The organism is Hymenobacter ruber (assembly GCF_054783255.1).
In genome coordinates, this window is the sequence record NZ_BAAGQX010000003.1 from 720,442 (window position 1) to 739,829 (window position 19,388).

Sequence of the window (19,388 nt, forward strand, 5' to 3'; positions counted from 1 at the left end):
CAATAAGCTCGTCTTTGGTCGCACAAAACCTCAGACAATCAGTTGTAAAAGGTACAAAAGGACGGTAATAAAACAGGCCGTCGCTCCCGCCACTTTTGGCCCCGTCTGAATGCATCCAACGCTCACCACTCGCCAGCAAAACGCGGCTAAATTCTTCCTGCTGGCGCTGTTCGTCATTGCCATCGACCAGCTCTCGAAGTGGGCCGTGCATACCTACATGCAGCCCGGCATGGCGGGCGAAATCCCGCTCATCGGCCACTGGGCCAAGCTGCACTACACGCTGAACCCCGGCATGGCCTTCGGCGCCGAGCTGCCCGCGCCGTATGGCAAGCTGGTGCTCAGTGGGTTCCGCCTGCTAGCCGTATTTGGCCTGAGCTACTACATTATCCGCCTCTGCAAGCAGCGCGCCGCCGGTGGCTACATCGCCTGCATGGCCCTCATCCTCGGCGGCGCCGTCGGCAACCTGATTGACTCGATTTTCTACGGCGTCATCTACGACAACGCGCCGTTTGGCTCGCCCACGCGCTGGTTCTACGGTCAGGTTATCGACATGCTCTACGTGGACATCTACGAAGGCTTTCTGCCCCAAAACTGGCCGCTGATAGGAGGGAAGTACGTCTCGCTCTGGCCCATCTTCAACATCGCCGATTCCTCCATTTTCATCGGTGTTGCCTTGATTCTGCTCAATCAGAGCCGTTTTTTCAAACAGGAAGAGCCCGTGGCTGTGACTGAGAAACAGAGCGAGCCGCTGATAGCTCCTGACTCGGAGAATCTGGGGTAACGGCGCATCCTTGAACGAAAAGGAACGTCATGCAGAGCGCAGCGAAGCATCTCGCGTGTGGTAGTAACTCAATCGAATGGATTACTTCGGCACGCGAGATGCTTCGCTACGCTCTGCATGACGTTCTTTTGTGTTCTCTTTTGCCCGCCAATTCCGCCCCCGGGCACCCTTCGAAATGCACCCAACGCCCACTACCCGCCAGCATTCTGCGGCTAAATTCTTCCTACTGGCCCTGTTTATCATTGCCATCGACCAGCTCTCGAAGTATTTGGTGCACACCTACATGCAGCTCGGTTCGGCCGGCGAAATCCCGGTTTTCGGCCAATGGGCCAAGCTCACTTACACGCTGAACCCCGGCATGGCCTTCGGCGCCGAACTGCCGGCGCCCTACGGCAAGCTGGTACTCACCGGCTTCCGCATGCTGGCCGTGGGCGGGCTGATTTACTACATCATTCGCCTCTGCCGGCAGCGCGTGGCGGCCGGCTACATCGCCTGCATGGCCCTCATCCTCGGCGGTGCGGTCGGCAACCTGATTGACTCGATTTTCTACGGAATTATCTACAATAACGCCCCTGTAGGCTCGCCCACGCGCTGGTTCTACGGCCAGGTCATCGACATGATTTTCGTGCCGCTGTACGTGGGTTATTTCCCCAAATCCTGGCCTCTCATCGGCGGCTCGTATAGCAACGGCTTCCCCATCTTCAACATCGCCGATTCATCCATCTTCATCGGCGTCGCCCTGATTCTGCTCAACCAGAGCCGCTTTTTCAACGAATCGCAGCCCGTCACTCCCAACGAGCCCCAGCCCCTAGTCGCTGCCGACGCGGAGAAGCTGGCGTAGTAGGGGAGGGGCCGGGCCGTAGAACGGTAACCGTAGAACGGTCATGCTGAGCGCAGTCGAAGCATCTTTACCGCTTCGCTGGAATAAGTAATATGAAACGCAGGGGAAGATTCCGCACTTTCAATCACATTAGGTAGAAAGGTATATGAATGCATTTTTCTGTATGGCCTTTCTAGGGGCATCATACTATGTTCTGATAATTCTTCCTAAAAGAATTGATAGAAGAAAACTCGTTTTTGCCCTGCTGTTATCGTTTCTGACTTTTATAGTTGTGTCAAACGTAATGCCATCGCATAGCCTACATGATTATCCGTTACTGCGCTCTTTTCTGGCTTCGTTCCAAATACTAATCGTGCTTTCAATCGCAAATCAGATGTCGTATGTGATGGTAGATGCACAGAAGAAATATCACATAAAGCATAACAGTAATAACTTAGACAGATTTCCTATCAGACTGATAATGGAATACCATGAGCAAATTAAAAAAGCCTTCACCTGGTTTTGGTTTGCTAGCTCGATTATAATTCTTGGTGGAATATGGTTTAGCGTCAAATAATGAAATCCAACGAAGCGGTAGAGATGCTTCGGCTACGCTCAGCATGACGTTCTTGTGTATTGACGTTCTTGCGTACCTGAACCGCCCAAAACGGCCTACAACCGCTTAAAACCACCCTAAACTGCCACCCATAATTCCCTCCGTGCCCAACCCGCTGCTCACCGTTTCCAACCTCACCATTGACTTCTCCAGCCACCGCGGCGACGTGCGGGCCGTAGACAACGTGTCGTTTGAGCTGCACCGGGGCGAAACGCTGGCCATTGTGGGCGAATCCGGCTCGGGCAAATCCGTGACGTCGTTGGCGCTGCTGGGGCTGATTCCAATGCCGCCCGGCCGCATTGCCAGCGGCCAGGCCATCTTCCAGTCCGAAAAGCTGGGCCAAACCGACCTGCTGAAACTCTCCGAAACCGACCTGCGCCAGGTGCGCGGCAACGACATCGGCATGATTTTCCAGGAGCCGATGACTTCGCTGAACCCCGTGTACACCTGCGGCAGCCAGGTGGTGGAAGCCCTGCGCCTCCATACCGACCTCAGCGAAGCCGCCGCCAAGGCCCGCACCATCGAGCTGTTCACCGAGGCGCAGCTGCCGCGCCCCGAAGCCATTTTCGGCAGCTACCCGCACGAAATCTCGGGCGGCCAGAAGCAGCGCGTCATGATTGCCATGGCCATGGCCTGCCGCCCGGCCCTGCTCATCGCCGACGAGCCCACCACGGCCCTCGACGTGACCGTGCAGGCCCGCATGCTGCGCCTCATCGACGACCTGCGCCGCCAGCACAACACGGCCGTCCTCTTCATCACCCACGACCTCGGCGTGGTGGCCGAAATCGCCGACCGCATTCTGGTGATGTACCGGGGCAAGGTCGTGGAACAGGGGAGGGTGCTGGATATTTTTTCAAATCCGCAACATCCGTACACAAAAGGCCTTTTGGCGTGTCGTCCGCGCCTCTCGGTGGGCAAAAAACGCCTCCCCGTGGTGGCCGATTTCATGCGGGAAGACGCCAGCGGGCAACTTTTGGCCCAGCCCGAGCCGGTTGTTTCGCTTCCAGATGAGGCACTTGCAGAATCTTCGCCCCAAGTCGAGGCCCAGCAGTTACACGATAAAATTGAAACCGCCAAAACGTTCCCCGTGGAACATGGCGTTTTGGGGGATGTTCCACGCCCTGCCGAGCTTACTTCGGCGCCCGTTGCCGCAGGTGTCGTGGCCGCCGCTCCCAACGGTTCTGAACCGCTTCTACAGGTTCAAAACCTCCAGGTCTACTTCCCGCTCCGCAAGGGCTTCTTCCGCCGGGCCACCGATTACGTGCGGGCCGTGGACGATGTCAGCTTCACGCTCTACCCCGGCGAAACCATCGGCCTCGTGGGCGAGTCGGGCTGCGGCAAGACCACACTGGGCCGGGCCCTGCTCCGCCTCACGGAACCAACGGCGGGCAGCATCATGTTTGAAGGGACCGATTTGGCGAAGCTGTCGAGCGGGGACTTGCGCCGCCGTCGGCGCGATTTGCAGTTGGTGTTTCAGGACCCCTACGCGGCCCTCAACCCGATGCTGACCGTGGGCGAGGCCATCTGGGAGCCAATGCGCGTACACAACGTGGGCGGCACCCGCCAGCAGCAAAAGGCGCGGGTGCTGGAGCTGCTGCGCACCGTGGGGCTGCGCGACGAGCATTTCCAGCGCTACCCGCACGAGTTCAGCGGCGGGCAGCGGCAGCGCATCTGCATTGCCCGGGCGCTGGCCTTGCAGCCCAAATTGATTGTCTGCGACGAGTCGGTTTCGGCCCTCGACGTCTCGGTGCAGGCGCAGGTTCTGAACCTGCTCAACGACCTCAAACGCGAGTTCGGCATCACCTATCTGTTCATCACGCACGACCTGTCCGTGGCCCGGTTTATGAGCGACCGGCTGCTGGTCATGCACCAGGGCCGCATCGTGGAAAGCGGCCCGGCGGCGGCCATCTACGCCGCTCCCCAACACGAGTACACCCAAGGCCTGCTAGCCGCCATCCCGAAGGACAGCCTGGCCGACATCGAAGCCGCCGTAGCCAGCCGGGCGTAAGCTTGTAGCGCGGACTTTTAGTCCGCGCCGAAACGACACTTCGCGCTCCCAGGCTCGGGGTTATTTTCTGGAATCCTGTGTTCCTGTATTACTAACTCGCGGACTAAAAGTCCGCGCTACTCCGCGCTTGCCTCAATACCTTGCGCCGCCAGATGCTACTTAAGCAGCGCTGACGAAGCTCCAGATTCTGGCGGCTACTGCGTCAATCCCAACCACGCGCGGACTCGCAGAGCCCGCGCTACAACCTCCCGGCCCGGCCCGCGTTTCACTAAGCGGCGCGGCCCAGCCAGCCACTCATTTTTCCGCTCTCGCCGCCTGCGACCAAACCACTTTTCGGCGGCCACTTTTTACCCAAATGAATACCCCCGAAAACTCCCGGGCTCCCCGCGCCAAGCGCGAAAAGCCCGAACCCGCGGCCATCACCCAAGACCAAGTCCTGCGCGTCTTCGCCGACAACCCCACCAAAGTCCTCGCCTACCGCCAGCTCTCGCGCCGCCTCGGCGTCACGACCAAGGGCCAGCGCGAGGAGATTTTTGCCCACATCAAGGTGCTGCGCAAAAACGGCCTCATTACGCTGCTTCAAAACGATGAATACCGCCTCGCCGATACCGACGCCGTGGCGGCGGCCCTGATGCCGTCCAGCGCCCGAAAATCGGGCAAAAAAGAACCTTCGCCCATCGCCCCGCCCCGCAACCGTTCGGTGCAGGCCGAGTTCGGCCAGGACCCCATTGTACACCGCCGCCGCTCGGCCGGCTTCGACTACGTGGATGGCGATGACCGCCCCGAGCGCGCCCCGTCGAACACCGTCATCGGCACCGTCGATTTGGCCACGCCCAACTTCGCCTTCGTGGTGCCGGAGGGCACGGGCGAGTCGGACGACATCCGGGTGTTCACCGACCAGCTCAAGTTTGCTCTGCAAGGCGACGTGGTGCGGGTGCGGGTGCGCAGCGGCTCGCGCGACGGCCGGCCCATGGGCGACGTGGTGGAAGTCCTCAAGCGGGTGCGCCCCGAAATCGTGGGCCGCATCCAGATTCAGGGCACGCTCGGCTTCGTGAAGCCCGACAACCGCAAGGTATATTTCGACGTGTTCGTGCCGCCGCATTTGCTGCACGAGTCGCGCAACGGCGACAAGGTGCTGGTCCGCATCAACGAGTTTCCGGAGGACAGCAGCCGGCAGCCGGTGGGCGAGGTCATCCGCAACTTCGGCGCGGCCGGCGGCAACGAAGCCGAGATAAACGCCATCATGGCCGAGTTCGGCTTGCCCTTCGAATTCCCCTCCGAAGTGGAGGAGGAATCGGAAGGCATCAGCGAGGTAATTGCGGAGGATGAAATTGCCCGCCGCCGCGACTTCCGCCCCATCACCACCTTCACCATCGACCCGGCCGACGCCAAAGATTTCGACGATGCCCTGAGCATCCGGCAGCTGGAAAACGGCCACTGGGAAATCGGCGTGCACATCGCCGACGTCACCCACTACGTGCGCCCCGGCACCGAGCTGGAACGCGAGGGCAAGCACCGCGCCACCTCGGTTTACCTGGTCGACCGCGTGATTCCGATGCTGCCCGAGCGCCTCTCCAACGGCCTCTGTTCGCTGCGCCCGCACGAGGACAAGCTGACCTTTTCGGCCGTGTTCGAGCTCGATGAAAACGGCAAGCTCTACGAGTCGTGGTTCGGCAAAACCATCATTCACTCCGACCGCCGCTTCAGCTACGAGGAGGCCCAGGAGCGCATCGAAAGCAAGGAGGGCGACTACGCCGAGGAGATAAACCTGATGAACGGCATCGCGCATAAGCTGTGTGCGCTGCGCTTCAAGCAGGGCGCCATCACCTTCGAAACCCAGGAGGTGAAGTTCCGGCTCGACGAGAACGGCAAGCCCCTCGGCGTGTATGTGAAGGAGCGCAAGGACGCCCACAAGATGATTGAGGAGTTCATGCTGCTGGCCAACCGCAAAGTGGCCGAGTTCGTGTTCAACCTCAAAAAGACCAAGCCGCGCTTCACCATGGTGTACCGCACCCACGACGCGCCCGAGCCCGAACGCCTGCAGACGTTCGCCCTCTTCGCCCAGAAATTCGGCTACAAGCTCAAGCTCGAAAACCCGAAAAAAATCAGCACCGAGCTCAACAACCTCAGCTCCGAGGTGATGGGCAAGCCCGAGCAAAACGTGCTGCAGGGCCTAGCCATTCGCACCATGAGCAAGGCCATCTACACCACCGAGCCGCTCGGCCACTTCGGCCTGGCCTTCGACCACTACTCGCACTTCACCTCGCCCATCCGCCGCTATCCGGATATGATGGCCCACCGCCTGCTGGAGCACTACCTGCTCGGCGGCAAGAACGTGCCCGTCGAGCCCGTGGAAGAAGAGTGCAAGCACTCCTCGGCCCGCGAGAAACTAGCGGCCAACGCCGAGCGCGCCAGCATCAAATTCAAGCAGGTCGAGTTCATGGCCGACGAAATCGGCAACACCTTCAAGGGCGTGGTGTCGGGCCTCACCGAGCGCGGCATGTACATCGAAATCGAGGAGAACAAGTGCGAAGGCATGGTCCGCATCAGCGACATTCCCGGCGACGAGTACGAGCTCGACAAAGACAACTACCGCATCGTGGGCCGCCGCAACAAGCGCATCATCCAGTTCGGCGACGAGATGATGGTAGTCGTAAAATCCGCCAACCTGCTCGACCGCACCATCGACTTCGAACTGGTCGATGACCGCCCCGACGCCGTGAAGCGCCGCGAAGCCGACGAGCGCAAACAGCGCAGCAGCGAGCCCCGCGGCTACCGCGACCACAGCACCGGCAAGGGCCACAGCAAGGGCGGGCACAAGGGCGGCAAGCGGCGATAACCGTCGCCTGTCATTGCGAGGGGAGCGCAGCGGACCGCGGTAATCCTTCCTCCCAATGCGACTAACCCCGAGATGTGACAAGCTCACTTTTCAGCCGAACATAAGCCCCGACTCAACTCAGAGTCGGGGCTTTTTCGTCTAGCTTTATCCCGAATCTATTCCTCTTTCAAGTATGCCATCCCAGGAAGAAAAGCAGCGCCGCAAGGCTATCCAAAATGAGTTGCGGCAAAAAGCCGACGCGGAGAAACTCGCGGTGCTGCCGATGCCGAAGGAGAAGCTGCAAGCCTTTTTCGACTACCTCGACCGGCAACTGGAGGAACACGATTGCGACGACACGCTTCGCTTCACCCAAGAATTTGCTGCCAGCAACAACCTCGCTTTCGAATCCATCAAGCAATGGCTTGGCGACTTTGGCGGCTATTGTGACTGCGAAGCTTTGGCGAATGTTGAGGAGAAGTACGAGGGCTTACTGCGATAACTTAGGCTCGTCTGTTTGGGTTGTCGCAGTTCAGGGCTGGTCGCATTGAGAGGACGGATTGCCGCGTTCCGCTACGCTTCTCTTGCAATGACAGATGCCCCCGTTCTTTGCACCACCTATGACCCCAGCCGACTTCCCCGCTAACATCACCGCCGCCTTGGCGCAGCTCAGCTACGGCGAGCAGCCCGATACCCTCTACGCCCCCATCCGCTACATCATGGGTTTGGGCGGCAAACGCATCCGGCCGCTGCTCACGCTGCTCGGTGCCCACCTCTTCACCGACGAGCTCAGCGGCATCATCAAGCCCGCCCTGGCCACCGAAGTCTTCCACAACTTCACGCTCCTCCACGACGACCTGATGGACCAGGCGCCCCTGCGCCGCGGCCAGGCCACCGTACACGAAAAGTGGAACCCCAACGTCGCCATCCTCTCCGGCGACGTGATGCTGGTGCGCGCTTATGAGCTATTCCTGGACGTGCAGCCGGAGCTACTCCCGCGCATCCTCGCCCGCTTCAGCCAGACGGCCGCTGAGGTGTGCGAAGGCCAGCAGTGGGACATGAATTTCGAGACCGAGCCCCAGGTCAGCATCGCCCAATACCTGGACATGATTCGCCTGAAAACGGCCGTCCTCCTCGGCTTCTGTCTGGAACTGGGCGCCCGCCTGGCCGGCGCTTCCGAAGAAGATGCCGAGCACCTCCGCCAGTTCGGCACCGACATTGGCCTGGCCTTCCAGCTGCGCGACGACCTGCTCGACGTGTACGGCGACGCCGCCACCTTCGGCAAGCGCGTGGGCGGGGACATCATTTCTGACAAGAAAACCTTCCTGCTGCTCTCCGCTCAGGCCCAAGCCAACCCCGCCCAACAAGCAACCCTAGCCCGCCACATCGGCCAACCCGTAGCCGATGCCGACGTCAAAGTAGCGGCCGTCCGCGCCATCTACGACGAGCTCGAAATTCGCCTCCAGACCGAAGCTCTCATCAACTCCTACTTCCAGGATGCGCTGCAGCATTTGGAACGCGTAGCCGCGCCAAATGAGCGCAAGCAACCCATCCATCAATTGGCGCTCCAACTAATGGACCGCGAAAGCTAGGGGCTATGCCCTCTTGCAGCACAAGCTTTCGCCTGTGCCCGTCCCCACCGTGCACAGGCGAAAGCATGTGCTGCATTTCCATCCCTTGTGTTCAATCCCATTCTAATTCTCGTCGGCCTCACGGTCCTCGTTTCCGCTTACGCTTGGTCCAACCACGACCTCATGGAGTCTTGGATACTGCGGCCCTACCGCATGGCCCGCGACAACAGCCAGTGGTACCGCTTCCTCACCTCCGGTTTCTTGCACGCCGACTGGGGCCACCTGCTCTTCAACATGATTGCTTTCTACTCCTTCGGGCAACTGGTGCTAGTGGTGCTGGCCAATGGCACTGGCGCCCCCGGTATGGATGGCTTTGGAGCAATGGGTGGTATCTGGCGCTTCCTGCTACTCTACCTGGGCGGCATCGTGGTGTCCGACATTCCCACCTACTTCCGCCACCGCGACGACCGCAACTACGGTAGCCTCGGGGCTTCGGGCGGTGTAGCCTCCGTGCTCTTCGCCGGCGTCATCTACTCACCCCTGAATAAAATCTACATGATGTTTATCCCCGTGGGCATTCCCGGCTTCATCTTCGGCTTCCTCTACCTGGCCTATTCTTACTACCAGGGCCGCCGCCGGGGCGATAACATCAACCACGATGCCCACTTCTATGGGGCCATCTACGGCGTAGTGCTCACGCTGCTATTCATGCCCGCCGCTGGTAGTGAGTTTATTCGCCAAATCAGCCGCTTTATTGGTTTAAATGCTTGATTATCAATTAATTGATATTAATAATATCGAATTCTCATATCTTATTTGAAACCCATTGCGTAAGGGAAACTCAAACACATTCTTTCACCTTGTTTCCCCTGTCATGCGTACCCTTCGTCATTACACGTCCCGCCTGCCGCTCGCGGCCCTTCTCCTACCGCTGATGTTACTGGCCACCTCGTGCAGCCGCTTCAACAACGATGGCAGCCTGGCCACCTGGGGCTACGTTCTGCTCGCCCTCGACATTATAGCCATGCTCGACGTATTCCGTCAGCCCTGGACTATCGGCAAGAAGCTGCTATGGGCCGTCATTATTTTCATCTTCCCCTTGGGCGGCCTCATCATCTACTACCTCTTCGCCGGCCGTGGTAAGTCTAACACCGGCATCGTGTAACCGCTGCTAGTGCTTTAGAAACGAAAATGCCCCGGCCATCTGGTCGGGGCATTTTCGTTTCTAAAGCATTCTTGAATGCTCTTGTTAGCCTAATTCAGCAGCCGCTTTTTCTCCAATCGTGCCACGCCGCGTAGCAGTTCACCACTGTTCGTAATCTGCGTCATTTGCCAATGGTCGCCCTGGCGGCGCATCTTCACTTCCACTACCATTGTGGTGTCGTATTTGGGCTGCGTCACCTCCAGGCCCACGAACGCATTATCGCCCTCCTCCCGGGTGTATTTGATGCCTTTAAACTCGCTGTCCGGGCTCACAACCTTATTGGCCAGCCCCGTGAGCGAAATGTTAACCATGCGCTTCGGGGCTGCTGCTGCCGCTGCTTCCAGCGAGCCCGTTTCTACATAGCGCTGCACTTCCTGGTGCGCCGCTTTGGCCAGCGCGGGCTTTAGCAACCGCATGGCTCCTCCCATCATCAGGCTGCCGCCGGGCAGCAGCGAGGTTAAGATTGAGCTCTGCTGGGCCACGTCATCCACGAGGTGGGTAGTCACGCTATTAACATCGACGTACTTCTCAAACATCGCCATGTCGTGCGTCTGCACCGCTGCGGCGGCCGAAACCAATGCCCCACTCGGGCCCTGCTTCAGGCTTCGGTAGTAATAGTACCCGCCGGCTGCGAGAGCTAGCAACACAACAAGTAGCAGTAGTTTTTTCATGAAATCATAAACGGTTAGGATGAGCTGCAAAATTACCCCAAACCGCGTAGCGAACACCGCGCTTCGTTAGCGACCCCTTTAGTCCATTGCTACTTCGCGCACTTTACCTATCTCTCACTTAATACCTAATTCATGCCTGCTTCTTCTCAAACCCCACTTCCAGAGCTCCACGGACATCGCGGCTGCCGGGGCCTGCGTCCTGAGAATACCTTGCCTGCCTTTCTGCACGCCCTTACCCTCGGCGTCGATGTGCTCGAGATGGACGTGGTTATTTCTGCCGACCATCAGGTTGTCGTTTCACATGAGGCATGGCTCAATCCGGCTATTTGCCTCGACCCTGAAGGCAAAATCATCGAAAACAGCACCTCTCCGCGCTTCAACCTCTACCAGATGCTCTACACCACCATTCGGCGGTGCGACTGCGGCCTGCGGCATCATCCGGCCTTTCCTGAGCAAGTTTCTGAGCCGGCTTACAAGCCGCTATTGCGGGAAGTATTGGCCGCCATTGAAGCAGTAGGTCGCCCTTCCGGCCGCCCACCAATTCGCTACGCCATCGAAATTAAAAGCAGCCCGGCCGAGGACAACGTGTTCCATCCCACTCCCGAATCTTTCCTGCCCTTGGTCCTGGCTGAAATCAACAAGGCGCAAGTTTCAGCCCGTACCACTGTGCTCAGCTTCGACCCACGGGTTCTTCGCCTCTTCCATCATCAACAGCCCGACCTCGCCACCTGCCTGCTCCTCGAAGCCGACCAATCCTGGTTTGCCAGCATCCAGGAACTGGGCTATGTACCCACCACGTTGGGCCCCGATTTTACTACTGTTACAGCTGCAGCAGTGCATCAGTTGCGGAGTCGCTACCCAGGCCTTCGGCTTGTACCATGGACCGTAAACCAACAGTCCGATATGATAAACCTAATCGCACTCGGCGTAGACGGCATCACAACCGATTACCCAAACCGATTTCTGGATTTGGTTAAGCTACGGCCTTTGTAAGGGTTGTTTTTGTGCTAGGCCGTCTGCAGCTAATTAAAGTTTTAGTGTATCAACTAGTAAGCGCTTTGTGTTACAGTAATGATTTGTAAAGTGTAAACGTGTTTAGTATTATACATAATTTGTAACAATGAAACAATGTTGTCCGAGTTGCTTGGCATTGTTACAAGTGTAATTAATGTTCAATTGTGTTTGTTTAATCGAGATACATTAAACATATTTGCATCAGCGTTACGCAACACCATTTCTATGCCACATCAAGGCGAAATCCTTCAAGAAGCCATCAAAAACAGTGGTATTTCCATTACGCGCATCGTCGATGAGCTGGGTATTACACGTCCAACCATCTACCGTAAATTCAAAGACGAGACAGTTGATTACAGTTTTGTAAAAAGAATCGGTGAAATAATTAATCACGATTTCTCCGATGAAATTACAAGCGTGCAACAATCTGTATTGCCGTTTGTAACACCTGTTCAGAAAACTTCAGTTGTAAATCAAGTTACATCGCGTGTAACACAAACACTTAATACTGACGCTGACCTGTCTAAACAGCTATTGGCACTCCAGACTAAGTACATAGCCCTTCTCGAATCATACAATGAACTCCTGTTAAGGGTGTATGGGCCGAAGTGACAAAAACGTTCCACGTGAAACATTTTTGTTCTGTTAATGGGTGCAGTGTTCGAGCTAGGGCCGATTCTGGGAGCGTAAAGCAGGGGAGGGTAATCACCAATAAGGCTCAACCATCGACCCTATCCTTTGGTCACGAGGGAACTTACAACAACCGATACTTGACTTGCCAATAACAGCAAAAAAGACATCGATTTTCGCCAGGTATTGAATTGGGGTATCGCCAAAAATTTAGGTACCCACCAGATTCGATACGGCTATAGGAAGATGACTTCCGTTACCACCGTATCTCCAACTTCTGCATTGATGAGCTCGGCCACACGGGTCTTTGCCATGAGTAACTCATGCTTGAGCGGAGCGGAACTGAGACGCACGAAGAGCCGGCCCTTATTGACGTAAACCTCCTGGGTTTTCAAGGCGACTGCTTTGCCCATTACCCGCTCCCAGCTCGATACCACCGTCACCTCGTTGAGCTTGCCCTGAAGGCGGTAAGCCCGAACAAGTGCTTCGAGGCCTTCCTTGAGCGGAATGATATCGCCGGAGCGGGAAGGAGCAGAGGGTTTTTTCACGGAGCTAATGAGCAAATTCACCCAGCGAAAGGCAGCCCGGTGAGAGGCCGCAAAGGTACTGCCGCTCGGTGTCTAAACGGGTGCCACAGTGCCATTCTGTACCCGAAATCGGAGGATGGATACTGTTACCCGAGCAAGTGCTTGGTCGGTGCGCTCCAGATTGGTATCGGTCAGGAAAACCTGGCCGAAGGTTTCATCGGCTACCAACTCCAGCAGGCGGGCAATGCGCTTATCGTCGAGACGGTCGAAAATATCATCGAGGAGGAGCAAGGGCTTTTTCTGCTGTTTGGCTGCGAGCAGCTCGAACTGGGCCAACTTAAGTGCAATGGCAAACGACTTCTGCTGGCCCTGGGAGGCATGACTCTTCACGGGCTGGTCATTCATTAGAAAGACAAAGTCGTCGCGGTGAGAACCCACGGTACTACGTTGTAGCACGAAATCCTTACGCTCGTTGAGGCGAAGCAATTGAGCAAAATTGGCCCCGACTAATTGGCTCTTGTAAGTGAGCATGACTTGCTCCCGGCCGTCGGCCAGCTGCTCGTAGTGCCGCTGAAAAATGGGCAGGTAGTCGACGAGAAAAGCCTCACGTAGTGCCGTGAGTTGCTGGCCTAATGGCGCAAGCTGCTCATCAATGGCCAGCAGGTAGTCGCGGTCGAAGCCATGGGTATTGCTGTGCCCGCCCTGCTTGAGCACGGCGTTGCGCTGACGCAACAAGGAGTTGTAGGAGATAAGCTGCTCCAGAAACTCATGGTCGAGCTGCGCCATGAGGCTGTCGAAATACTTGCGACGCTCCTCGCTGCCCTGGCGAATTAAGTCCGTATCGTATGGAGAAATGAGGACGGCGGGGTAGCGGCCAATGTGGTCGGCCATGCGCTCATAGGCCTGCTTATCGTGCGTAACGGTCTTTTTCTGGCCTTGGCGAAGGCTTACCTGAATAGTTTCTTTCTCAGAAGTGTTATTTGAAGAAAAAACGCCCTTAACTACAAAGAAATCAGCGCCTTGCTTAATGCAAAGGGCGTCTGAAGCAGTAATGGCGCTTTTGGTCAGGGACAGGTAGTGAATCGCATCCAGTAAGTTGGTTTTGCCGCTCCCATTATCACCGATGAAGCAATTGAGGCCGGGCGATAAACGAAGCGCGGCGTCGTCATAATTTTTAAAAAAAAGAAGCTGGAGGGAGTCAAGAGTCATAAGGTGCGGATTTGCCAGCAGTTTTACGTAATTTCGCCCTCCCAACGCGAATTATTCTTTCCTTAACAGTGCTATGGCGGATACGAAAGTAAAAGCTGCTTCTAAAAAACCGACGGCCCCGAAGGCTACCAATGGTTCAGCCGCTAAAGCTGCCAAAGGAAAGAGCAACGGTGTGACCACCGTGGCCCAGCCCGACCCCGTTATGCCTGGAACCGATAAGCCCACAGCGGCGGCGTCAGGTTCTGCTACGACGATGCCCGCCTCCACGGCTACGTTCCCAAAGGAAACGTACCTGCAGTGGTACGAGCAGATGCAGCTCATGCGCAAGTTTGAGGACAAAGCCGGGCAGCTCTACGGTCAGCAGAAAATCAAAGGTTTTTGCCACCTCTACATCGGCCAGGAGGCTTGTGTAGCCGGTCAGGTGTCGGCGCTGGAAAAAGGCGACAAATACATCACCGCATATCGCGACCACGCCCATCCGCTGGCCCTGGGCACTTCGCCCAATGCCGTGATGGCCGAGTTATTTGCCAAAGCCACCGGCTGCTCAAAAGGCAAAGGCGGCTCGATGCACATCTTCGATAAGGAAGTAGGTTTCATGGGCGGCCACGGCATCGTGGGCGGCCAGGTGCCGATGGGTGCAGGCATCGCCTTCGCCGAGAAGTACAACAAGACGGGCAAGCTTTGCATCTGCTCGATGGGCGACGGCGCGGTGCGTCAGGGTGCCCTGCACGAGGCCTTCAACATGGCCATGCTGTGGAAGCTACCGGTCATCTTCGTGATTGAGAACAACGGCTACGCCATGGGCACGTCGGTGGCTCGCACCTCGAACGTGACGGACCTCTACAAGATTGGTCTGAGCTACGACATGCCTTCCGAGCCCGTGAACGGCATGCGCGTAGAGGATGTGCACGAGGCCGTGGCCCGCGCCGCCGAGCGCGCCCGCGCCGGCGAAGGCCCCACGCTGCTTGAGTTCAAGACCTACCGCTACAAGGGCCACTCGATGAGCGACCCGGCCAAGTACCGCACCAAAGAGGAGTTGGAAGACTACCGCCACCGCGATGCAATCGAGGGCGTGCGGCACACCATCCTGACGAATAATTTCGCCACCGAAGCTGACCTCGAAGCCATTGACGAGCGCATCAAAGCGGCTGTTCAGGCTTCGGTTGAGTTTGCCGAAAACTCGCCTTACCCCACGCCCGACGAACTGTACAAGGACGTGTACGTGCAGGCCGATTATCCCTACATCCACGACTAATTAACCGGGCCCCGGGCCCCCGGCCTGCTTGCGGGCCGCCGTAGCAATACCCATTGTAATGTCGAAGATTCCGTACACTGGCAAGAGCCAGCAGGCCCGCCAGGGGCAAGCCAACCAGCAGACCAACGTGCCCGCCGACCCGCTGGCCCCGGCTGAAGAATTTGTACCGTCTGAAAATCCGTTGCTGGAAGACCCGGACGCCCTGGCTGCTCGCCTGGCCGAGTCCGAGGATTTCGTGCGCAACAACCGCAGCCTGCTGCTGGGTATTCTGGCTGTGGTAGTGCTGGCCGTGGTAGGTGGCTTCGGCTACTACACCTGGCGCAACCAGCAGGACTCGAAGGCCCAGGCCAGCATGTTCCGCGCTGTGAACAACTGGGAAGCCGACTCGCTCAACAAAGCCATCAAAGGCGACGGCAAGGCTCCCGGCCTGACCACCGTAGCCAATGAATACAGCAATACCAAGGCCGGCAACCTCGCCAACTTCTACGCCGGCGTAGCTTCGCTGAAGAAAGGCGACTACAAAGCCGCCCTCGATTACTTGGAGGACTTTAGCTCCGACGACTACCTGGTACAGAGCCGTGCTTACTCGCTGATGGGCGACGCGCAGCTGGAACTGAACAAGCCGAAGGAAGCTGCCGACCTCTACGCCAAAGCCGCCGAGCACAACGCCAACGAGTTCTTCTCGCCCGGCTACTTGCTGAAGGAAGGCACAGCCCGCGAGCTGGCCAAGGACGACGAAGGTGCCATCAAAGCCTACGACCGCATCATCACCGATTACCCCACGGCCCAGGAAGTAGCGGAAGCTCGCCAGTACAAAGCCAAGCTGGAGAAATAAGTCATGTGAGCGGTCCAGTTAGGCCCGCATCACAAGTTTTAATTGCGCTTCCTCATCTTTGAGGGAGCGCAATTTTTTTACTTTAAACAAAGGGAAAGCAAACCATCGGAGCCGTTGCTGCTTATTGGCCCGGCCGAGAAATGCCGCTGAATAAACCCATCCTCCGAACACCAACCGCGATATGGCAACTTCATTGCAAAACCTGAGCGAATACGACGCTTCTACTTTTATTGACATCAGCAACAAGCGCTTTGGCCTGGTGGTAGCCGACTGGAACCGCGAGATAACCGATGTGCTCAGCGCCGGGGCCTATGATACCCTGATAAAGCACGGAGCCGTGGCCGATAACATCTACCGCAACAGCGTACCCGGCAGTTTCGAACTGACACTGGGAGCACAGTTTCTAGCCCAGCACGAAGAGATTGATGCGGTTATCTGCTTGGGCGTGGTTATTCAGGGCGAAACCAAGCACGACGACTACATCTGCCACGCCGTGGCGCAGGGCATCACCCAGGTGGGTTTGAAGTTCAACAAGCCCGTTATTTTTGGGTTGGTGACAACGAATACGCTGGAGCAGGCCTGGGACCGGGCCGGTGGAAAGCATGGTAATAAGGGCGTAGAAGCGGCTGTGGCAGCCATCCAAATGCTGGGCTTTTAGCATTCGGAGGAAAAGCGCGCCGAAACACGTAACTTTGCACCCGCAAAATCAAGCCCGCAAGGTGCTGGAGAGGTGGTGGTAATAGCTTTTTCAGCTTGCCAAACCATTTAGCAGGCCCGGGCGTTGCATGGTAATTGCCTTTGATAAATACTTAACACTCCTCAGCAGTCCTTTTTTCTCAATTCAATGAACGACGACAACATTCGCTATTCGCGGGAGGACTTGAATGAGTTCGACCAGATTATCCAGGAAAAACTGACAGCGGCCCGCAAGGAACTGTCTTTCATCAAGGAAACCCTGAACCGCAGCAACGACTCGGGCACCGACACCACGGCCTCGTCGGCCAAAGTATTGGAGGACGGCGCTGAAACTGCCGAGAAAGAAAGCATGAACCAGTTGGCCTCGCGCCAGATGAAGTTCATTCAGCAGCTCGAAAACGCCCAGGTTCGCATCAAAAACGGCACGTATGGCGTGTGCATCGGCACGGGCAAGCTCATCCCCAAGGAGCGCCTGCGCGCCGTACCGCACACCCAGCATTCGATTGAAGCCAAAATGGCCCGGCGCGACTAATTCGCCGCTTTTTTGGTAGTCGGCATTAAGTAGCCGGTAGTCAGAATTTTATTTGGGTTGATGTTGTTGACCCGCTTCTGACCGCCGGCTACTTGATGCCGACCTTTTTTTAACCTGTACCGTAGCGATACGGCACGCAACTTTTCTCCCCATGGGCAAGAAACATTTTTCAGAAGATAAGGCGGACCGTCGCGGCGGCCGCAATGCCGGTGGTCCCGGTGGCTTTGGTGGCAATAGTGCCGGCCGCAACGAACGGCCGGGCAGCAGCCGCGGCGGCGAGCGTGGCAACGACCGCGGCGGTTTTGGCGGCAATGGCCGTCCGGCCTCGAACGGCGCGTTTGGTCGCCCCGCTACCAATGGTGCCTTTGGCCGTCCGTCGGGCGGAGCCTTTGGCGGAGGAAAGAAATTTGACGGCGGCGAGAAGCGCCCCTATGGCAGCAGCTACGGCGGTGGCCAGCGCGAAGGCGGCAGTGGCTTCGGCGGCGGCAAGAGCTTTGGTGGCGGCAAAAGCTTCGGCAACGACCGTCCCTTCGAGCGCCGCGACGAGCGGCCCCGTATGGGCAAGGAGCAGCGCACCGGCACCAGCTACGGCCGTACCGTCGAGCCCCGTCCCGAGCGCAGCAGCTTCGGCGGCGACCGTGACCGCAACGACCGCGGCGCCAACACCGATGCCCGGCCCATCCGCCCGTATCAGCCCAAGGAGAACTGGAATGGCCAGCCCTACCGCCGCGATGGCGAAAAGGCCGTGCCGCGCGGCGAACCCGGCGAGCGCAACCGCAAATTTCAGAAGACTAACCCCTACGCCACGGATGCTGATAGCAGCCCGCGCGGCGGTAGCAGCTTCGGCCGCAGCACGCCCCGCGAGCCCGAGAACTTCGACCGCAGCGAAAGCCGCAGCGATGAGCGCGGCCCGAACCGGCCAATCCGGTCGGCTCGGCCGTTTGAGGCCAATCCGCCGCAGCCCCGCGAGGAGCGTGGCGAACGCAACGAGCGCCGCGATGCCAACATTGAGCGCGACAATGCCAGTAACGCCGACTACCGCGCCGACCAGGCTGCGTTTGGGCGCAAGTTCACGCCCGGTGCCTTTGGCCGCCGCGATGGTGCGCCCGGCAGCAGCCGCAGCACCGGCGAGCGCCCCGGTGGCTACGAAAAGCGGAGTTCGAAAGAGAAATGGACGCCGGCTCCCGGCAGCTTTGCCGAGCGCCGCGAGGCCCTGAAAGCGCAGGAGCGCAGCGTGCGCCGCTCGGGTACCGGCTACGGTGCCAGCGTGGACAAGCCCCGTGCTGCCCGACCCGTGGTGCAGGAAAACCGCGCCGACAAGCCCCGCTTCGGCGAGCGCCCCGGCGAGGCGCCCGACTACAAAAACCTGAAGCACTACGAGCAGGACAAAACCCGTGGCAACAAGCGTCGCCGCGAGGAAGACGATTTTGGTGTGGATGAGACGCGCCTGAACCGCTACATTGCCAACGCCGGTATTTGCTCGCGCCGCGAAGCCGATGCGCTGATTGCGGCCGGCGAAATCCGGGTAAACGGCGAAGTGGTGACCGAAATGGGCTACAAAGTGCAGCCCGAAGACACCGTGCAGTACGGCAAAACCAATCTCAACCGCGAGAAGTCGGTGTACGTGCTGCTGAACAAGCCCAAGGATTTCATCACCACCACGGAAGACCCGGAGGGCCGCCGCACGGTGATGGACCTGGTGGCCAGCGCCTCGAAGGAGCGCATCTTTCCGGTGGGCCGCCTCGACCGCAACACCACCGGCCTGCTGCTCTTCACCAACGATGGCGAAGTGGCCCAGAAGCTCTCGCACCCCTCGCACAAGAACAAAAAAATCTACCAGGTTGAGCTCAGCCGCCCGCTGGCCGAGGACGACCTTCGCAAGATTTCGGAAGGCCTAGAGCTGGAAGACGGCAAAGCCGTTGTCGACGATGTGGCCGTGGTGGCAGGCAACGCGCACTTTGTGGGTATTGAAATCCACATTGGCCGTAACCGCATCGTGCGCCGCATTTTTGAGCACCTCGGCTACGAAGTGGTGGCCCTAGACCGCGTGCAGTACGCGGGCCTCACCAAGAAGGACCTGCCGCGCGGCAAATGGCGCTTCCTGAGCGAGCAGGAGGTGATTCGTCTGAAATACTTCCTGTAAGAAAAAATGAGGAGTGAAGAATGAGGAATGAAGAATTGTCCGTCTGGGCAGCCTTCAATTC

Annotated in this window: 18 protein-coding genes; 15 read left to right on the plus strand and 3 right to left on the minus strand. The window is 58.0% G+C overall.

All coding sequences use genetic code 11. The features are described from left to right. Positions 1-109: 109 nt before the first annotated feature. From ACYVM5_RS09950 to ACYVM5_RS09985, 8 genes are all read left to right on the plus strand, one after another. Positions 110-781: a lipoprotein signal peptidase gene (locus ACYVM5_RS09950; protein WP_460617971.1), complete on the plus strand. Its 672-nt coding sequence runs from the start codon at positions 110-112 to the stop codon at positions 779-781. A 175-nt stretch (positions 782-956) separates the two neighbouring features. Continuing rightward, positions 957-1,622, plus strand: coding sequence for a lipoprotein signal peptidase (locus ACYVM5_RS09955; protein WP_460617972.1), 666 nt, complete (start codon positions 957-959; stop codon positions 1,620-1,622). 698 nt (positions 1,623-2,320) lie between these two features. Continuing rightward, the gene (locus ACYVM5_RS09960; protein ID WP_460617974.1) at positions 2,321-4,225 is read left to right on the plus strand and encodes an ABC transporter ATP-binding protein; all 1,905 of its coding nucleotides are present in this window, start codon (positions 2,321-2,323) and stop codon (positions 4,223-4,225) included. A 355-nt stretch (positions 4,226-4,580) separates the two neighbouring features. Then, entirely contained in the window at positions 4,581-7,064 is a 2,484-nt protein-coding gene (gene rnr, locus ACYVM5_RS09965) for a ribonuclease R family protein (RefSeq protein ID WP_460617976.1), read from the plus strand. Positions 7,065-7,236: 172 nt separating this feature from the next. Next, on the plus strand, positions 7,237-7,542 hold the full coding sequence (locus tag ACYVM5_RS09970; protein WP_460617978.1) for a DUF2695 domain-containing protein: 306 nt from the start codon (positions 7,237-7,239) through the stop codon (positions 7,540-7,542). 118 nt (positions 7,543-7,660) lie between these two features. Continuing rightward, on the plus strand, positions 7,661-8,632 hold the full coding sequence (locus ACYVM5_RS09975) for a polyprenyl synthetase family protein (protein ID WP_460617979.1): 972 nt from the start codon (positions 7,661-7,663) through the stop codon (positions 8,630-8,632). An 87-nt stretch (positions 8,633-8,719) separates the two neighbouring features. Next, positions 8,720-9,382 carry a rhomboid family intramembrane serine protease gene (locus tag ACYVM5_RS09980; RefSeq protein WP_460617980.1) on the plus strand — a complete coding sequence of 221 codons (663 nt, stop codon included), beginning with the start codon at positions 8,720-8,722 and terminating at the stop codon, positions 9,380-9,382. A 103-nt stretch (positions 9,383-9,485) separates the two neighbouring features. Further along, the gene (locus ACYVM5_RS09985) at positions 9,486-9,776 is read left to right on the plus strand and encodes a PLD nuclease N-terminal domain-containing protein (protein ID WP_460617982.1); all 291 of its coding nucleotides are present in this window, start codon (positions 9,486-9,488) and stop codon (positions 9,774-9,776) included. Between the two features lie 89 nt (positions 9,777-9,865). Here ACYVM5_RS09985 and ACYVM5_RS09990 read toward each other — a convergent pair whose 3' ends face one another. Beyond that, a complete protein-coding gene (locus ACYVM5_RS09990; RefSeq protein ID WP_460617983.1) occupies positions 9,866-10,462 on the minus strand; it encodes a hypothetical protein in 597 nt (198 codons plus the stop codon). A gap of 156 nt (positions 10,463-10,618) precedes the next feature. Here ACYVM5_RS09990 and ACYVM5_RS09995 point away from each other — a divergent pair, with 156 nt between their 5' ends. Both ACYVM5_RS09995 and ACYVM5_RS10000 read left to right on the plus strand, forming a co-directional pair. Continuing rightward, the gene (locus ACYVM5_RS09995) at positions 10,619-11,479 is read left to right on the plus strand and encodes a glycerophosphodiester phosphodiesterase family protein (RefSeq protein WP_460617984.1); all 861 of its coding nucleotides are present in this window, start codon (positions 10,619-10,621) and stop codon (positions 11,477-11,479) included. 135 nt (positions 11,480-11,614) lie between these two features. Further along, positions 11,615-12,112: a helix-turn-helix domain-containing protein gene (locus ACYVM5_RS10000; protein ID WP_460617985.1), complete on the plus strand. Its 498-nt coding sequence runs from the start codon at positions 11,615-11,617 to the stop codon at positions 12,110-12,112. Positions 12,113-12,366: 254 nt separating this feature from the next. Here the strand turns inward: ACYVM5_RS10000 and ACYVM5_RS10005 are convergent, their stop codons facing one another. Both ACYVM5_RS10005 and recF read right to left on the minus strand, forming a co-directional pair. Continuing rightward, complete coding sequence (locus tag ACYVM5_RS10005) at positions 12,367-12,678, minus strand: DciA family protein (RefSeq protein WP_460617986.1); 312 nt, start codon at positions 12,676-12,678, stop codon at positions 12,367-12,369. A gap of 72 nt (positions 12,679-12,750) precedes the next feature. Next, positions 12,751-13,866 carry a DNA replication/repair protein RecF gene (gene recF / locus ACYVM5_RS10010; protein ID WP_460617987.1) on the minus strand — a complete coding sequence of 372 codons (1,116 nt, stop codon included), beginning with the start codon at positions 13,864-13,866 and terminating at the stop codon, positions 12,751-12,753. 253 nt (positions 13,867-14,119) lie between these two features. On the opposite strand from recF, the gene pdhA reads away from it, so the two are divergent. The 5 genes from pdhA (at position 14,120) to ACYVM5_RS10035 (ending at position 19,327) form a co-directional block, all read left to right on the plus strand. Beyond that, positions 14,120-15,121: a pyruvate dehydrogenase (acetyl-transferring) E1 component subunit alpha gene (gene pdhA / locus ACYVM5_RS10015; RefSeq protein WP_198069710.1), complete on the plus strand. Its 1,002-nt coding sequence runs from the start codon at positions 14,120-14,122 to the stop codon at positions 15,119-15,121. A 58-nt stretch (positions 15,122-15,179) separates the two neighbouring features. Then, positions 15,180-15,956, plus strand: coding sequence for a tetratricopeptide repeat protein (locus ACYVM5_RS10020; protein WP_460617988.1), 777 nt, complete (start codon positions 15,180-15,182; stop codon positions 15,954-15,956). 181 nt (positions 15,957-16,137) lie between these two features. Next, positions 16,138-16,614 (plus strand): 6,7-dimethyl-8-ribityllumazine synthase, encoded by a 477-nt coding sequence (gene ribH, locus ACYVM5_RS10025; RefSeq protein ID WP_460617989.1) that lies wholly within the window; start codon positions 16,138-16,140, stop codon positions 16,612-16,614. Positions 16,615-16,800: 186 nt separating this feature from the next. Next, a complete protein-coding gene (locus ACYVM5_RS10030; protein ID WP_198069582.1) occupies positions 16,801-17,184 on the plus strand; it encodes a TraR/DksA family transcriptional regulator in 384 nt (127 codons plus the stop codon). A 151-nt stretch (positions 17,185-17,335) separates the two neighbouring features. Next, the gene (locus ACYVM5_RS10035) at positions 17,336-19,327 is read left to right on the plus strand and encodes a pseudouridine synthase (protein WP_460617990.1); all 1,992 of its coding nucleotides are present in this window, start codon (positions 17,336-17,338) and stop codon (positions 19,325-19,327) included. The last annotated feature ends 61 nt before the right edge of the window (positions 19,328-19,388 follow it).

Bases quoted from the DNA above. Each gene is read 5' to 3' on its own strand.
- ACYVM5_RS09950 (WP_460617971.1), top strand. From the start codon at position 110: ATGCATCCAACGCTCACCACTCGCCAGCAAAACGCGGCTAAATTCTTC.
- ACYVM5_RS10000 (WP_460617985.1), top strand. From the start codon at position 11,615: ATGTTGTCCGAGTTGCTTGGCATTGTTACAAGTGTAATTAATGTTCAA.
- recF (WP_460617987.1), bottom strand. From the start codon at position 13,866: ATGACTCTTGACTCCCTCCAGCTTCTTTTTTTTAAAAATTATGACGAC.
- rnr (WP_460617976.1), top strand. From the start codon at position 4,581: ATGAATACCCCCGAAAACTCCCGGGCTCCCCGCGCCAAGCGCGAAAAG.
- ACYVM5_RS10035 (WP_460617990.1), top strand. From the start codon at position 17,336: ATGGGCAAGAAACATTTTTCAGAAGATAAGGCGGACCGTCGCGGCGGC.
- ACYVM5_RS09970 (WP_460617978.1), top strand. From the start codon at position 7,237: ATGCCATCCCAGGAAGAAAAGCAGCGCCGCAAGGCTATCCAAAATGAG.
- ACYVM5_RS10020 (WP_460617988.1), top strand. From the start codon at position 15,180: ATGTCGAAGATTCCGTACACTGGCAAGAGCCAGCAGGCCCGCCAGGGG.
- ACYVM5_RS10030 (WP_198069582.1), top strand. From the start codon at position 16,801: ATGAACGACGACAACATTCGCTATTCGCGGGAGGACTTGAATGAGTTC.
- ACYVM5_RS09975 (WP_460617979.1), top strand. From the start codon at position 7,661: ATGACCCCAGCCGACTTCCCCGCTAACATCACCGCCGCCTTGGCGCAG.
- ACYVM5_RS09995 (WP_460617984.1), top strand. From the start codon at position 10,619: ATGCCTGCTTCTTCTCAAACCCCACTTCCAGAGCTCCACGGACATCGC.
- ACYVM5_RS09985 (WP_460617982.1), top strand. From the start codon at position 9,486: ATGCGTACCCTTCGTCATTACACGTCCCGCCTGCCGCTCGCGGCCCTT.
- ACYVM5_RS09955 (WP_460617972.1), top strand. From the start codon at position 957: ATGCACCCAACGCCCACTACCCGCCAGCATTCTGCGGCTAAATTCTTC.
- pdhA (WP_198069710.1), top strand. From the start codon at position 14,120: ATGCCCGCCTCCACGGCTACGTTCCCAAAGGAAACGTACCTGCAGTGG.
- ribH (WP_460617989.1), top strand. From the start codon at position 16,138: ATGGCAACTTCATTGCAAAACCTGAGCGAATACGACGCTTCTACTTTT.